Source organism: Saliphagus infecundisoli (assembly GCF_020177375.1).
In the GTDB taxonomy this organism is placed as follows: domain Archaea; phylum Halobacteriota; class Halobacteria; order Halobacteriales; family Natrialbaceae; genus Saliphagus; species Saliphagus infecundisoli.
Genome location: NZ_JAIWHV010000001.1, coordinates 390746 through 403953 on the forward strand (window position 1 = coordinate 390746; position 13208 = coordinate 403953).

Annotated in this window: 18 protein-coding genes; 5 read left to right on the forward strand and 13 right to left on the reverse strand. The window is 67.5% G+C overall.

Going from position 1 to position 13208, the window contains the following annotated elements; genetic code table 11:
* Positions 1-14: 14 nt before the first annotated feature.
* From LCF40_RS02220 to LCF40_RS02255, 8 genes are all read right to left on the reverse strand, one after another.
* On the reverse strand, positions 15-719 hold the full coding sequence (locus LCF40_RS02220) for an ABC transporter ATP-binding protein (protein WP_224827188.1): 705 nt from the start codon (positions 717-719) through the stop codon (positions 15-17).
* Positions 719-1531, reverse strand: a complete 813-nt coding sequence (locus tag LCF40_RS02225; RefSeq protein WP_114577301.1) for an ABC transporter ATP-binding protein — start codon at positions 1529-1531, stop codon at positions 719-721. Before LCF40_RS02225 ends, LCF40_RS02220 begins: the two co-directional genes overlap by 1 nt.
* Entirely contained in the window at positions 1528-2826 is a 1299-nt protein-coding gene (locus tag LCF40_RS02230; RefSeq protein WP_224827189.1) for a branched-chain amino acid ABC transporter permease, read from the reverse strand. Before LCF40_RS02230 ends, LCF40_RS02225 begins: the two co-directional genes overlap by 4 nt.
* On the reverse strand, positions 2823-3929 hold the full coding sequence (locus LCF40_RS02235) for a branched-chain amino acid ABC transporter permease (RefSeq protein WP_114577299.1): 1107 nt from the start codon (positions 3927-3929) through the stop codon (positions 2823-2825). Before LCF40_RS02235 ends, LCF40_RS02230 begins: the two co-directional genes overlap by 4 nt.
* Positions 3930-4068: 139 nt before the next feature.
* A complete protein-coding gene (locus tag LCF40_RS02240) occupies positions 4069-4257 on the reverse strand; it encodes a multidrug transporter (protein WP_114577298.1) in 189 nt (62 codons plus the stop codon).
* 75 nt (positions 4258-4332) lie between these two features.
* Positions 4333-5049, reverse strand: a complete 717-nt coding sequence (locus LCF40_RS02245) for an SDR family oxidoreductase (RefSeq protein WP_224827190.1) — start codon at positions 5047-5049, stop codon at positions 4333-4335.
* Between the two features lie 46 nt (positions 5050-5095).
* Positions 5096-6853: a DNA polymerase/3'-5' exonuclease PolX gene (gene polX / locus LCF40_RS02250; protein WP_224827191.1), complete on the reverse strand. Its 1758-nt coding sequence runs from the start codon at positions 6851-6853 to the stop codon at positions 5096-5098.
* Positions 6853-7296 carry a DUF5788 family protein gene (locus tag LCF40_RS02255; RefSeq protein ID WP_224827192.1) on the reverse strand — a complete coding sequence of 148 codons (444 nt, stop codon included), beginning with the start codon at positions 7294-7296 and terminating at the stop codon, positions 6853-6855. The genes polX and LCF40_RS02255 overlap by 1 nt, the downstream gene beginning before the upstream one ends.
* A 118-nt stretch (positions 7297-7414) precedes the next feature.
* On the opposite strand from LCF40_RS02255, the gene LCF40_RS02260 reads away from it, so the two are divergent.
* Both LCF40_RS02260 and LCF40_RS02265 read left to right on the forward strand, forming a co-directional pair.
* Positions 7415-7594 carry an HVO_2753 family zinc finger protein gene (locus LCF40_RS02260; protein ID WP_114577294.1) on the forward strand — a complete coding sequence of 60 codons (180 nt, stop codon included), beginning with the start codon at positions 7415-7417 and terminating at the stop codon, positions 7592-7594.
* Positions 7595-7596: 2 nt separating this feature from the next.
* Positions 7597-7863 (forward strand): elongation factor 1-beta, encoded by a 267-nt coding sequence (locus LCF40_RS02265; RefSeq protein ID WP_114577293.1) that lies wholly within the window; start codon positions 7597-7599, stop codon positions 7861-7863.
* 333 nt (positions 7864-8196) lie between these two features.
* On the opposite strand, the gene LCF40_RS02270 is transcribed toward LCF40_RS02265, so the two are convergent.
* Both LCF40_RS02270 and LCF40_RS02275 read right to left on the reverse strand, forming a co-directional pair.
* Positions 8197-9393, reverse strand: coding sequence for a cystathionine gamma-synthase (locus tag LCF40_RS02270; RefSeq protein WP_224827193.1), 1197 nt, complete (start codon positions 9391-9393; stop codon positions 8197-8199).
* A 31-nt stretch (positions 9394-9424) separates the two neighbouring features.
* Positions 9425-9970 carry a GNAT family N-acetyltransferase gene (locus tag LCF40_RS02275; RefSeq protein ID WP_224827194.1) on the reverse strand — a complete coding sequence of 182 codons (546 nt, stop codon included), beginning with the start codon at positions 9968-9970 and terminating at the stop codon, positions 9425-9427.
* Positions 9971-10099: 129 nt separating this feature from the next.
* Here LCF40_RS02275 and LCF40_RS02280 point away from each other — a divergent pair, with 129 nt between their 5' ends.
* The 3 genes from LCF40_RS02280 to LCF40_RS02290 are packed head-to-tail and all read left to right on the forward strand — an operon-like array spanning position 10100 to position 11408.
* Positions 10100-10426 (forward strand): 50S ribosomal protein L21e, encoded by a 327-nt coding sequence (locus LCF40_RS02280; RefSeq protein ID WP_114577290.1) that lies wholly within the window; start codon positions 10100-10102, stop codon positions 10424-10426.
* Positions 10423-10779, forward strand: coding sequence for an RNA polymerase Rpb4 family protein (locus LCF40_RS02285; protein ID WP_114577289.1), 357 nt, complete (start codon positions 10423-10425; stop codon positions 10777-10779). Before LCF40_RS02280 ends, LCF40_RS02285 begins: the two co-directional genes overlap by 4 nt.
* A gap of 47 nt (positions 10780-10826) precedes the next feature.
* Positions 10827-11408, forward strand: coding sequence for a DUF655 domain-containing protein (locus tag LCF40_RS02290; protein ID WP_114577288.1), 582 nt, complete (start codon positions 10827-10829; stop codon positions 11406-11408).
* Between the two features lie 61 nt (positions 11409-11469).
* Here LCF40_RS02290 and LCF40_RS02295 read toward each other — a convergent pair whose 3' ends face one another.
* The 3 genes from LCF40_RS02295 to LCF40_RS02305 form a co-directional block, all read right to left on the reverse strand.
* Positions 11470-11946 (reverse strand): 50S ribosomal protein L11, encoded by a 477-nt coding sequence (locus LCF40_RS02295; RefSeq protein WP_224827195.1) that lies wholly within the window; start codon positions 11944-11946, stop codon positions 11470-11472.
* Positions 11947-12164: 218 nt separating this feature from the next.
* The gene (locus LCF40_RS02300) at positions 12165-12350 is read right to left on the reverse strand and encodes an HEWD family protein (RefSeq protein WP_114577286.1); all 186 of its coding nucleotides are present in this window, start codon (positions 12348-12350) and stop codon (positions 12165-12167) included.
* Between the two features lie 193 nt (positions 12351-12543).
* Positions 12544-13188, reverse strand: coding sequence for a uracil-DNA glycosylase (locus tag LCF40_RS02305; protein WP_224827196.1), 645 nt, complete (start codon positions 13186-13188; stop codon positions 12544-12546).
* Positions 13189-13208: the final 20 nt, after the last annotated feature.

Genomic DNA, 13208 nt, shown 5'->3' on the forward strand with positions numbered 1-13208 from the left:
GTTTTTTGATTCAGTCAGCCGCCCAGGAACTCCCGGCGGACCTGCTCGTCGGAGAGGAGGGCGTCGCCGCTGTCCTCGTAGCGGTTCTGGCCCTGGACGAGCACGTACCCCCGGTCACAGCGAGCGAGGGCCTCCTTGGCGTTCTGTTCGACCAGCAAGACGGCGGTCCCGTCCGCATTGATCCGGTCGATCCGGTCGAACATCTCCGAGACGAGGTCGGGGGCCAGCCCGGCGCTCGGCTCGTCGAGCATGAGGAGTTCGGGATCGAGCATCAGCGCCCGTCCCATCGCGAGCATCTGGCGTTGGCCCCCCGAGAGCGACCCCGCCTTCTGGCCGGCCCGCTCCTCGAGGATGGGAAACCGGCCGTACACCCGCTGGATCCGGTCTTCGGGGACGTCCTCGAGGATGTACGCGCCCATCTCCAGGTTCTCCCGGACCGAAAGCGACGGGAAGACGTTGTCGTTCTGGGGGACGTAGCCGATCCCGGTCGTGATGATCTCCTCGGGGCGGCGGCCGGTGATTCCCTCGCCGTCGAACGTAATCCGCCCGCCCATCACCGTCGTCAGCCCGAAGACCGACTTCATCACCGTCGACTTCCCCGCGCCGTTCGGGCCGACGATGCTGACGTACTCGCCGTCTTCGACCGTCATGTCGACGCCCTCCAGGACCTGTAACTCGCCGTAGCCCGCGTCCAGATCGGCGACCTCGAGGGCGGCCATCAGTTCTCACCCCCGAGGTAGGCCTCGATCACCCGTTCGTCCTCCTTGATCGCGGCGGGTTCGCCCTCGGCGAGGACCGAGCCCTGGTGCATGACGATCACTCGTTCGCAGTGGTTCATGATGACGTCCATGTCGTGTTCGACGATGAGGAAGGTGTATCCCCGCTCCTGGAGGTCGTGGACCCGCTCTAAGAGCTTCTTCTCCAGCGAGGGGTTGACGCCGGCCATCGGCTCGTCGAGTAGGAGCATCGAGGGCTCCGTCTGGAGGGCCCGCGCGAGCTCCAGGAGCTTTCGCTGGCCCCCCGAGAGCGTGCCGGCGTACTCGCGGGCGAGGTGATCGATCTCGAAGAACTCGAGGGTCTCCCAGGCCTGTTCGACGAGTTCCTCCTCCTGTTCGACGACCTCCCGGCGAGCGATCGGGGCGACCGAGCGCCACAGCGACTCGCCGAGCTGGTCTTTGGGCGCGAGCAACACGTTCTCCAACACGGTCATCTCGGGGAACTCCCGGGCGATCTGGAACGTGCGGACGAGCCCGCGGTCGGCGATCGCGGGGGGTGACCGGCCGGTGATCTCCTCGCCGTCGAAGGTGACGGTGCCGGCGTCGGGCGTGTACACTCCCGTAATGCAGTCGAAGGTGGTCGACTTCCCCGCGCCGTTGGGTCCGATCAGCCCGGTGATCGTCCCCCGCTCGACCGAGAAGCTGGCGTCGTCGACGGCGACGATCCCGCCGAAGGTCTTCCGGAGGTTCTCGACCGCGAGCAGCGCCTCGCCGGCATCTCGCTGCTCGGCCGGGGCCTCGCTCGTCTCGCTCATGGGTCTCCCCCCTCCTCGACCCCTTCCCGTCCGGCCCGCCGGGAGGGCCGCGAGAGGTCGGTGGCGGCGGCGATCTCCTTGCGGTGGCCGAGCAGGCCGTCGGGACGCCACAGCATGAGGACGACGAGGACGATCCCGACGATCATGAAGCGGATCTCGTCTAAACTCCCGACGAGGTAGCCCACGAGCGGGAGCACGTCCAGATCGGCGAGCGGAAGCAGGGCGTCGTAGATCGTCGTCGGGGTGCTCACGTCCATGTTCGCCCGGATGATCCGGCGGACGAACGGTGGCCCCTCCCAGAGCGCGGCGGCGAAGACCAGACCGCCGACGATGCTGCCGGCGTTCGAGCCCGAGCCGCCGACGATGAGCGCGACGAAGACGTAGAAGGTGACGATCGGCATGAACTGGCTCGGCGTCACCGTCCCGCGGCTTCCCTGCCAGAGCATCCCCGCCAGGCCCATCAGCGCACAGCCGAGCATGAAGACCTTGATCTTCGCCGTGTTCGTGTGTTTCCCCAGGGATCGGGCGGCGACCTCGTCCTCGCGGATCCCCTTTAGTACGCGGCCGAACGGGGAGGCCCCGATCCGCGAGAGGACCAGGTAGAAGGCGATCACGAAGACGACCAGCAGGGCGGTGTAGACACTCGAGCGCACGACCGAGGGCTGGATCCCGACGGTTTCGGCGAGCGGGAAGAGCAGGCTGCCGAGCAGGGCGGGGTCGCCCCCGCGCTCGGCGCCGGCGTAGAGGACGTAGTCGACCACGCCCTCGGTCGCGGGAAACCCGATCCCGCTGCCGCCGCCCGTTCCCAGGCTCTGCCCGCCGATTTCGAACTCCCGGAGCGACGAGGAGAGCAGTGCCCGCCGTATGATTTCCGAGAGCCCGAGGGTGACGATCGCGAAGTAGTCCGCCCGGAGGCGCAGGGCGGGCAGGGCCGCGAGCAGTCCGACGAGGGCGGCCGCGATCATCCCCCCGACGACGCCGATCCACAGCGGGAGCCCGAACCCCTGTTCGGCCGAGGAGAGAAGTCCCATCGCGTAGACGCCGACGGCCATAAAGCCCGCGACGCCGATGTTGAACAGTCCCGTATACCCCCAGTGGAGGTTGAGCGCGAGCGCGAGCAGGGCGTAGACCGCCGCGAAGAAGGTGACCCGCTGGAGGGTGCTCACGATCCCGTTTACGTCGAGGCCGAGGACCAGCCCGAAGACGGTGAAGACGGCGTACGTCGCGAGCAGGGCGCCGCCGATCAGGAGCGCGTCGGTCACCCACTGGGGCCGCGAATCCCCGTGCTCGCTCATGCCGTCTCCACCCCCCCGAACAGCCCCTGGGGACGGACGAGCAAGACGAGGATCATCAGCCCGAACGCCGCGATCTCGTTCATGTCGCTCGGGATCCAGACCAGCGAGACGTTGATCGTGAGCCCGATGATCAGGGCACCGACGATCGCGCCGTAGATCGAGCCGATCCCGCCGAGGATGACCGCGGCGAAGATGAGGAGGAGGAGAAACCAGCCGAGGTTGATCGTGATTGTTCCCCGATCGAGGACGATCAGGTAGCCTGCGACGCCGGCGAGGCCGGCGCCGATCATCCAGGTCGCACGGACGACGCGCTCGGTCGGGATCCCGGTGATCAGCGCGAGGTCCCTGTTGTCGGCCATCGCCCGCATCGAGGTCCCCAGTTTCGTGTACTGGAGGAGGAGGTGGATCCCGACCATCAACACCGTCGCGGAGACGACCATCGTGAGTTCGTGGACGTTGACCCCCTCGGTCCAGAAGAAGACGGGCGAGCTCCACTCGGGCGAGGAGGCGGTGACCGCCCGGTTCTGGGAGGTGTAGACCAGCGCGATGAAGTATCGCAAGGCGAGGGCGACCCCGACGCTCGCGATCAGCAGCGGGATCCCGCCGGCGTCACGCAGTGGGCGGTAGACCACCCGGTCGATCGCGAGGGCGATCAGGACCGTGAGGAGGGCGGCGACGACCAATCCGGCGAGGATCGCGATCGGCTCGCCGAGGATCTGGAGATCGAGTTGGCCCGGCGGTGCCCCCCCGTCGGCCCGAAGCAGGAGCCGGCTGCTCGTGTCGGCGATCCCCGCACCGGCGATCAGGTACGCGACCGTCCACCCCGAGAACGCCCCCGTCGTCAGCAGGTCTCCGTGCGAGAAGTTCGCAAACCGGAGGATGCTGTAGGTCATCGAGAGCCCGATCCCCGCCAGCCCGAAGACGAGGCCGTCGACGATCCCGTTCCAGAGGTAGAACCCGAGCGTTCCGAGCGTCAGCGAGCCGGTGTAGATGCGACGGACGAGATCGAGCGCGAGGACGACGGCGGCGACGACGACGAGCGCGCGAACCGTCCGCTCGGACGTCAGCCTCGAGATCCCCCCTCCGAGATCGACTGTACTCATACTCGTGCGGAGTGTGAGCCGGAGCCGCCATATAGTTCACGCACTCCAGGGCCCGAAGACCGATCATACGTCTATCAGAACCCGCGAGAACGGGTATCGTCGGATGTCCGCTGGCGCGCGCCTTCGGCCCCCGGACCCCTCAGCCCGACAGCCGGCGGAGAACGGCCACGACGGCGATCCCGGCCACGACGACGCCGACGAGCGTCGGGACGAGCTGCCCGGAACCCCATTCCCAACCCAGAACCTGCGTGCCGACGATCGCGACGACGGCGACGGCGAGTCCGAACGCGGCGACCAGCGGCGATCGGTCGCGGTACCCGAGTGCCATACCGTCGTGTTGGCGCGCCGTCGTGAAAAGCGTGTGTGACGATGTTCTCCGTCGGAAACCCGGTTCCAACCCCACTCAGTAGGCGTCGCCGTACACCGGCACCGCCGCCCCGCTGGTCACGGCCGTCGCATCGCTACAGAGCGCGAGCATGGTCTCGCCGATCTCGCCCGGATCGACCCACTCGTCGTGGTCGGCGTCGGGCATCATCTCCCGGTTCGCCGGCGTGTCGATCACGCTCGGCATGACGCAGTTCGCACGCACGGAGCCGACGTTCTCGGCGGCGATCGTCTCCGTCAGCAGCCGGATTCCGGCCTTCGTCGCCCGGTAGAGTCCGTCACCCTCCCCGCCGGAGAGCGAGGACTTCGCGCTGACGCTCACGATCGACCCCTCTCGCTCCTGGAGGTGGGGGAGGGCGTGTTTCGAGGCGAGAAACGCCGTTTTGAGGTTGACGTCGACGAGGAGGTCGAACGTCTCGAGGGCGGTCTCCTCTACGGGGTCGCCGCCGCGCCAGGTGCCGGCGATGTTGAGCAGGTGGTCGATCCCGCCGTGGTCGTCTGCGATTTCCTCGACCACTCTCTCGACTTCCCCCTCGTCGGTGAGGTCCGCCTCCCGGAAGTCGATTCCCTCCGCGGACAGGAGGGCGTCCTCGTCGTCGGGGGCGACGACGTCGATCGCACACACCGTCGCGCCCGCCGCGTCGAAGCGCTCGGCGACCGCGCTCCCCAGCGCGCCGCTCGCGCCCGTCACGACTGCGACCGATCCCTCGAAGTCGAAGCTGGCTGTCGGGGCCATACCGACGCTTCGACTCGCGAGGGGATCAAACCGGGGGCTCCGGCAGTCACTCGAGGAACGCCCGAAGCTCCCGTTCCTCGAAGCAGTTGATGACGTCGCCGGGTTCAGCCCACCCGCGCCGGGCGGTGTGGACGCCCCAGCGCATGTACTCCTGGGTCGCCGGCCGGTGGGCGTCCGTGTCGATAGCGATTTTTGCCCCCGCCTCGATCGCCGCCTGGACGGCGCTTCCCCAGAGGTCGAGCCGGCTCGGGTTGGCGTTTACCTCCAGTGCCGTCCCGTGGTCGGCTGCGGCCTCGCCCAACACCGAGGCGTCGAACGAAAGCCCCTCGCGCTGGTTCAGGAGTCGGCCGCTGGGATGGCCGATAATGTCGACCGCGGGGTTCTCGATCGCCGCGAGCAGCCGGTCGGTCGCCGCCCCCGAGTCCTGATCGAGGGCGCTGTGGGGGGAGGCAACGACGAGGTCCAGTTTCTTGACGATCTCTTCGGGAAGGTCGACCTCGCCCTCGGCGTCGACGTTCGCCTCGATCCCCGCGAACACCGTGATCTCCCGCTCTGCGTCCACCGCCCGGATCTCGGCGATCTGGTCGTCGATCTCCGCGGGCGAGAGGCCGACGTCGGCGACGACGCCCGGCCCCTCGGCGTGGTCGGCGATCGCGTAGTAGTCGTACCCCCGATCGGCGGCAGCCTCGACCATCTCCTCGATCGGGGTGGTCCCGTCCGACCAGTCGGTGTGGGTGTGGAGGTCACCCCGGACGTCCTCGCGAGTAAGGAGGTCGGGAAGCTGGCCTGCAGCGGCGGCGGCGATCTCTCCCCGATCCTCGCGGAGTTCGGGCGGGATCCACGGGAGGTCGAGGGCCTCGTACATGCCCTCTTCGGTCTCGCCGGCGACGCGCTCGCCGACTCGTTGTCCGGAATCGGGATCCTCGACCCCGTTGACGTCGAAGGTGCCGTACTCGTTTACCTTCAGCCCCCGGTCAATCGCGTAATTTCGGAGTCGGACGTTGTGGTCCTTGCTCCCCGTGAAGTACTGCAGCGCGGAGCCGAACTCCTCGGGGACCACCACCCGGAGATCGACACGGACCTCGCCCACCCGGACGGAGGCCTTCTCGGGACCGGATTCGATCTCGTCGTCCACGGAGTCCCAGCCGACGAACGCGCCGACGACCGCCTCGCCGTCCTCACTGGCGACAAGGACGTCGACGTCGCCGATCGTCTCGCGCCACCGGCGGATCGAGCCCGCGACGTCGAGCCGAGAGACGGCGTCGACGCCTTCGAGGAAGGCGAGCACGTCGTCGGCCAGTGGCCGTGCCTCCCCAAGCAACTGACGTTCCCCCACCGTCCGGGCGAACTCGATACCCTCCGCGATGTTTCGTTCGGTTTTCTCGCCGAACCCCTTCACCTCCCGGATCTCGCCGGCCTCGGCCGCCGCTTCGAGGTCGTCTAAATTTCGTACGCCCAGTTCCTCGTAGAGCGTGCCGACGGTCTTCGGGCCGACGCCCTCGACGCGGGTCAGGGCGGCCATATCCACGGGCAACTCCTCGCGGAGGCCCTCGAGTTCCTCGATCTCCCCCGTCTCGACGTACTCCTCGATCTTCGCCGAGATGGCGTCGCCGACGCCCTCGATCCCCTCGACGGCCTCCTCGTTGCCCGACTCAATCAGGTCCGCGATCGGTGCGGGATGGGCCGCGACCGCCTCCGCCGCCCGGCGGTAGGCTCGGGGCTTGTACTCGACGTCCTGTGCCTCCAGCAGGTCGGCGAACTCCTCGAAGCGGGCGGCGAGTTCGGCGTTGGTGGCGCGGGCCATCACCGCCCCCGCCGGCTCGGGCCGTCGTCTCTCCCCAGCGCCTTCTTCAGGAACGAGGTCCAGCGCTTCTTGTCGGCTGCCTCCTGGGCCTTCGACTCGGCCTCGAGGTCAGTCGGTCCCAGGCTCTCTAAGGCGTTCAGCGCCCGGTCGATGCCGATGATCGAGCCCGCGAGTTCCTCGCCCTCGGCGCGGTCGATGTCGCCCTCTTCGATGCGCTCGACCCGGCGCAGGCGCTCCCGGCGGAGGTTGCGCTTTGCGTGCTCGACGCGCTCGCGCTCGCGCTCGCCCTCCGGAACCGTCTCTCGGCGTTTGATCTCGAAGACGAACTCTTGGAGGTCTATCTCCTCGCCGGCGATCTCGATCCGGTCGGGGATCTCCGCGCCGACGGTCGCGCCCTCGCGCTCGACGCGCTCGAGGAGCTGTTTGCGTTCGTACGCTTGCACACCCCAACTGGGTGGCGGGGAGCCAAAAATGTACGTCCCCCCGGGGCCGACCGCGGCGCCGGCCCGCCGGGACGCGCCGAAAGACAACCGTTAAAAGCGAACGGACGAACGGAAGGGTATGAGCACGACCGACGAGCAGGGCACGCGTTCGTGTGTCTCCTGTGGGATCAGCGTCGCCGGGACGAACGCCGCCCGGTTCAAGTGTCCCGACTGTGGCACCGTCATCTACCGCTGTGCGAAGTGCCGAAAGCAGAGCAACCTCTATGAGTGTCCCGACTGCGGCTTCCTGGGTCCCTGACCATGGCGAAGGTCGCAGCCAAACTCAAGGTGATGCCGACCAGCCCCGAGGTCGACCTGGACGCCCTCCAGGAGCGACTCGAGACCTCCCTTCCCGAGGGCGCGAAGATCAACGGCGTCGAACGCGAGGAGGTCGCCTTCGGCCTCGTCTCGCTTCACCCCACCGTGATCGTCCCCGACGACGCCGGCGGCACCGAAACCGTCGAGGAGGAGTTCGCGGGCCTGGAGGACGTCGAGAGCGTCGAAGTCGAGAACGTCGGCCGAATCTAAGCCGTTCTCGATCCGGACACCCATCAGTTTTGTAAACAATCGCGCTCTGTACCGTTGGGGAGGCTATCGGCTTCTGCGAACGAATCGAACACCCTCGTTACGTAGAGGGGAGACGGCTATCAGTACTCCTGCTGTGGGCGCTGCCGGTGTCGGTCTCCAAAAAACCGTTTCAATGCCAGCGTTGTTCCAGCGTATGACGCGACAACCACACCTACGAGTGACAACACCCCGAGGAAAATACTCGTACTGAGGAGCGCTTCTAATATCATGGGAGATAAACATATTTAACCAACAAAAGACTACTGGTCGTTTAGTTCACGGTTGGGACCGTCTCTACTCGAGCCCCGACTCGATCGCGCCCTCGAGGTCGGCGACCAGATCGTCGGCGTGTTCGATCCCGACCGAGACGCGGATGAGGGCGTCGCTGAGCCCGGCGGCAAGGCGCTCTTCGCGGGGGATCGCGGCGTGGGTCATCGGCGCGGGCTGTTCGATGAGGCTCTCGACGCCGCCGAGACTCTCGGCGAGGGTGAACACCTCGGTCGCGGAGACGACCTCGCCCGCCTCTTCCAAGGTCGCGTCGAGTTCGAAGCTGAGCATCCCGCCGAAGTCGTCCATCTGCTCGGCGGCGAGGTCGTGGCCCGGGTGAGAGTCCAGGCCGGGGTAGTGGACCCGATCGACGTCGGGGTGAGAGTCGAGGAATTCGGCGACCCGGTGGGCGTTCTCGCAGTGGCGGTCCATCCGGACCGGGAGGGTCTTGGTGCCCCGGAGGACCAGGAAGGACTCGAAGGGACCCGGCGTCGCGCCCACGGAGTTCTGGTAGAAGCCGAACCGCTCGTCGAGGTCGGGGTCGTTCGTTACGAGCGCGCCGCCGACGACGTCGGAGTGGCCCCCGAGGTACTTCGTCAGCGAGTGCGAGACGATATCGGCCCCGAGATCGAGCGGCCGCTGCAGATAGGGGGTCGCGAACGTGTTGTCGATCGCACAGAGCGCGTCGTTCGCGTGGGCGATCTCCGCGGCGCCCTCGATGTCGGCGATCGACATGAGCGGGTTGGTGGGCGTCTCGAGCCAGAGCAGTTCGGTCTCCTCGCGGAACGCGCCTTCGATCGCCTCCAGGTCGGTCATATCGACGAACGAGAACTCGAGGTCGTACTCCTCGTAGACCTGCGTAAAGAGGCGGTGGGTGCCGCCGTAGACGTCGTTGCCGGTGACGACGTGATCGCCCGCCTCGAGGAGGTTACAGACGGTGTTGATCGAGGCCATCCCGCTGGCGAACGCGCGGCCGAAGTCGGCGTTCTCCAGGTCGGCGAGGTTCGCCTCCAGATCCGTCCGGGTCGGGTTCCCCGTTCGGGAGTATTCGTAGCCCCGATGGGCGCCGGGGGCGTCCTGTTCGTACGTCGAGTTCGCGAAGATCGGCGTCATCAGCGCGCCGGTCTCGGGGTCGGGGGCCTGACCGGCGTGGACCGATCGGGTCTCGATCCGGAACCGCTCCGTGGGGCCGTCGCGTTCGGGGTCGGCGTCGTGGTCGTCCATACCGGGCCGAGGCAGCGGAGGTAGGTTATCCTTACCCCTTCTCCCACTCCTCGCGGCCCAACCCGTAGACCGCACAGTCGACGTGTGCGCCGTCGACGTACATGAACCCGCGGAGGACGCCCTCCTGGGTGAAGCCGAGCGACTCCAGCAGCCCGCGGGAGGCGTCGTTGGGCGCGTACGCCCGCGCGCTCACCACGGGGGTGTCGTACGTTCGGAAGGCGTACCCGACGGCCAGGGAGACGGCTTCTTTCCCGTAGCCCTCGCCGTGGACCTCCGGGACGAGCCAGTAGGTCAGTTCGGGGCGCTTCCAGCCGGCGTCCTCGACCGTGACCGCGCCGATCGGCCGGGTGTCCCCTTCAGGCTGGCCGGGACCGGCGTCGGAGTCGTCGAGACAGACCAGAAACCGGTCGGCCTCGTCCTCGAGCGACGCTTCGATCTCCTCGCGACTCCGGAGACGGGCGCCCATCGGGTACCTGATCTCGGGGTTTGCGGACCCGCGCTGGAGGAAGTCCCTGTCCTCGCGTTCGACCGTCCGGAGGGTGACCCGGTCGCCGACGGCGGCGCGTGCTCCCGGCATGTCGACACCGACTCGAGGCCCGGGGATAAGCGTGGTCCCGGTCAGGGACGGACCCGCACGCCCATCGCCCGCGACGCCCGTGGAACGTGTCTTTTATAGTCGTTACCGGATAAGAGGGGGCCAACGACCATGCCCCACTCCGACGGACCCCGCCAAGGAACCAGGGAAACGCTCTCGAACGACCCCCGCGACCGGGGGACCTCGCCGCCACAGCGCGCGATCCAGGAGTACGAGGTCGGCCAGAAGGTCCACCTCAAGATCGATCCCAGCGTCCCCGACGGCCGCTACCACCCCCGCTTCGACGGCCAGACCGGCGAGGTCCTCGGCAAGCAAGGGAAGTCGTTCAAGGTCTCGATCACCGACGGCGGCAAGGAGAAGACCCTGATCGTCTCGGCGGCCCACCTCCGGGGACAGGATCCCGACGCGGTGAGCCTCCAGAGCCAGGACCAGGAATGACGATCTTCAAGGAGATCAGAAGCGAGGAGTACCTCACCATCCCCGAGACCAAGGAACTGCTCGCCGACCTCGAGGCCGAACGCTCCGTAGACGAGGACCGCGAACTCCCCTACGAACTGGCCCGAGCCATCGAACACGCCAACCGGTTTTCGGTCCTCTCGCCCGAGGAGTCCCGCGAACTCGTCTCCGAGCTTCGCGACATAGAGAAGGTCGACGAGCCGACGGCCTACAAGATCGCGAACCTGCTTCCACGCGACCGCGACGAGCTCCGATCCGTCTACGCCCAGCAGCGCTACACCCTCTCGGGTGACGAACTGGACGAGATCCTGAACGTCGTCACCCGGTACGCGTAGGCGGGCCGGCAGACTCTTTAAGTAGACGGTCGCCGTATCCGCGGGCAATGACCGACGCCGAGAGCGACGAGCCGACCGTACGTCACGCCGTCGTGTTGGACTACCTCCCCCACGGCCTCTCCGACGACGGCCGTCCCCAGTACCAGAAGTCGCCCGCGGGGTACGCCCTCGGCCTCGAGAACTTCCGGCTCTACGAGGTCGCCTTCGACGAGGACGAGCGGCTCACGATCGGGACCCGGGTCGTCGTCGAGCCGGCCGAGGAGCGGGACGTGGTCGTCGATTTCCGAGAGGTCACGTACGACGACCTGACCTCGGGAGCCGAGTCCGAACTCGAGTACGTCGTCGCCGACCTGGTCGAGGAGGAAGAAGAGCGGTTCGTCGGCTTCTACAACGACGCCCAGCCGATCACGCTCCGGCTCCACCAGCTCAACCTCCTCCCGGGGATCGGGAAGAAACTGCGCAACTCGATCCTCGACGAACGAAAGCGCAAGCCCTTCGAGAGCTTCGAGGAGTTAGAGGAGCGGGTCTCGGGCCTCCACGACCCCGCCGAGGTGTTAGTCGAGCGGATCCTCGAGGAACTGCGCGACGAGGACCTGAAGTACAAGACGTTCGTCGGTCGGGAGGCATAGGGGTCGCGGCGCCGTCGGTGAGGCTACTCTCGAGGCCGGGTCCGGGAAAAACGGGAGCCGATCAGGCCGCGAGCCGGTCGTCGTACTCGCCCGCGTCCACTTTCGCTTTGAACTCGCGGGCGTCCTCGCCCTCGATGGTGACGCCCAGCGAGGCACAGGTGCCGACGACCTCCTTGGCGGCGTTTTTCGTGTCGTAGGCGAGCAGGTCGGGTCGTTTCTGCTCGGCGATCGTCTTCACCTGCTCGATCGAGAGGTCGGCGACGAACTCCTTTTGGGGCTCGCCGCTGCCCGTCTCGAAGCCGGCTTCGTCCTTGATCAGCGCCGCCGTCGGCGGGACACCGACCTCGATCTCGAAGGAGCCGTCGTCCTCGTAGGTGACGGTGACGGGCACCTCGGTGCCGTCGAACGCTTCGGTCTGGTCGTTGATCTCGCCGACGACCGCCTGGACGTCGACGGGCGTCGGTCCGAGCTCGGGGCCGAGCGGCGGGCCAGGGTTGGCCTGGCCACCCGGGACGAGCACTTCGATGGTTCCAGCCATATCCCAACGAACCGCCGCGCGCGTGTTAAGGGTTGCTTTTTCGGGCAGTTCGACGGCCTCGTGTGGCGGCGACTCCGACGGATCACCCGCCGGCCGCTGTCGCCGACGGGTTCCTCCTCACGCCGCGATCGCCGTGGAGACGTCCCCGCCGTCCTCTCGGATGCCGGACGAACCCGACCGAACACGGAGAGCCCCTACGGATCGGGTCGAACCCGCGGCTAGCTGTCCGAGATCGGGTTGAACGATCCGTTGATGTCCCACTCGTGGATGCAATGTGGGTTTCCCGCCCGCCGTTCCCCCTCGACTCGACCGATCTGCCAGGCCCCGAGGTCGCCGTCCCAGCGCTCGAGGCGACCACAGAGTTCGCATTCCCGGGCGGTAGGCCGGTTTACGCGCACGCTCATTGGTGGAGGTAGGCGGCCCCACCCTCATAACGGTGTCCGTGTGCGGCAATCTCTGCCACGATCGTTCACGATCGTTGTGGCGGGATCGCCGGAGACCCACTCGTCGTGTTGGATGCACAGGATGCACAATCCGAAGGGCGCCGGAGGCACGCATCCGCTAATAGCCGCCGTGTTCCCGATGATTCCGGCAGCGTTACCGGCTCCGACGCCCCTTGGTCTGGCGGTAGTCGCCGGCCATCAGCGCCGAAAACTCCTCGACCCACTCCTGGGTCCGGTCGTCGCTTTGGTCGGCGGGGTCGACCATCGGAACCAGTTCGAACCCGCGCCCGCGGATCGCCCGCCCGTGATCCGCGACGATATCGAGGTCGGAGGCGGGCGTCGTCGTGTACTCCTCGCCGAGTTCCGCCAGGGCGCGTTCGCCGATCGGAACCAGGATCTCGGGGTTTATCATCCTGATCTCGGCGTTGAGGTAGGGTTCGCAGGTCGAAATCTCCTCGTCGGTCGGCGCCCGGTCGGGGTGGCGACACCGGGTCAGGTTCGTGACGAAGGCGTTTACGATCTCGGGGCGTTCGGGATCGGAGTCGGCGACCAGAAGCCCCAGCCGTCGGAGGATCGACTGGAGCTTCTCGCCCCGCTCGTCGCCGTCCTCGCCGCCCGGGAAGGGCACGCCGATCTCGTCGGCGCCGGGACCGGGGCGCTCGCCGACGAACAGGAAGTCCGCGCCGACGTCGCCGTAGCCGTGGACGACCTGGCTCCGGCTCTCGACGAGCGCGGGGCAGTTCGGACACTCCTCGTCCATCCCGAAGGGGTTCTCCCGGGTCTCCTGGTTCGCGTCCACGGGCGGGGTTCGGGCGAGAG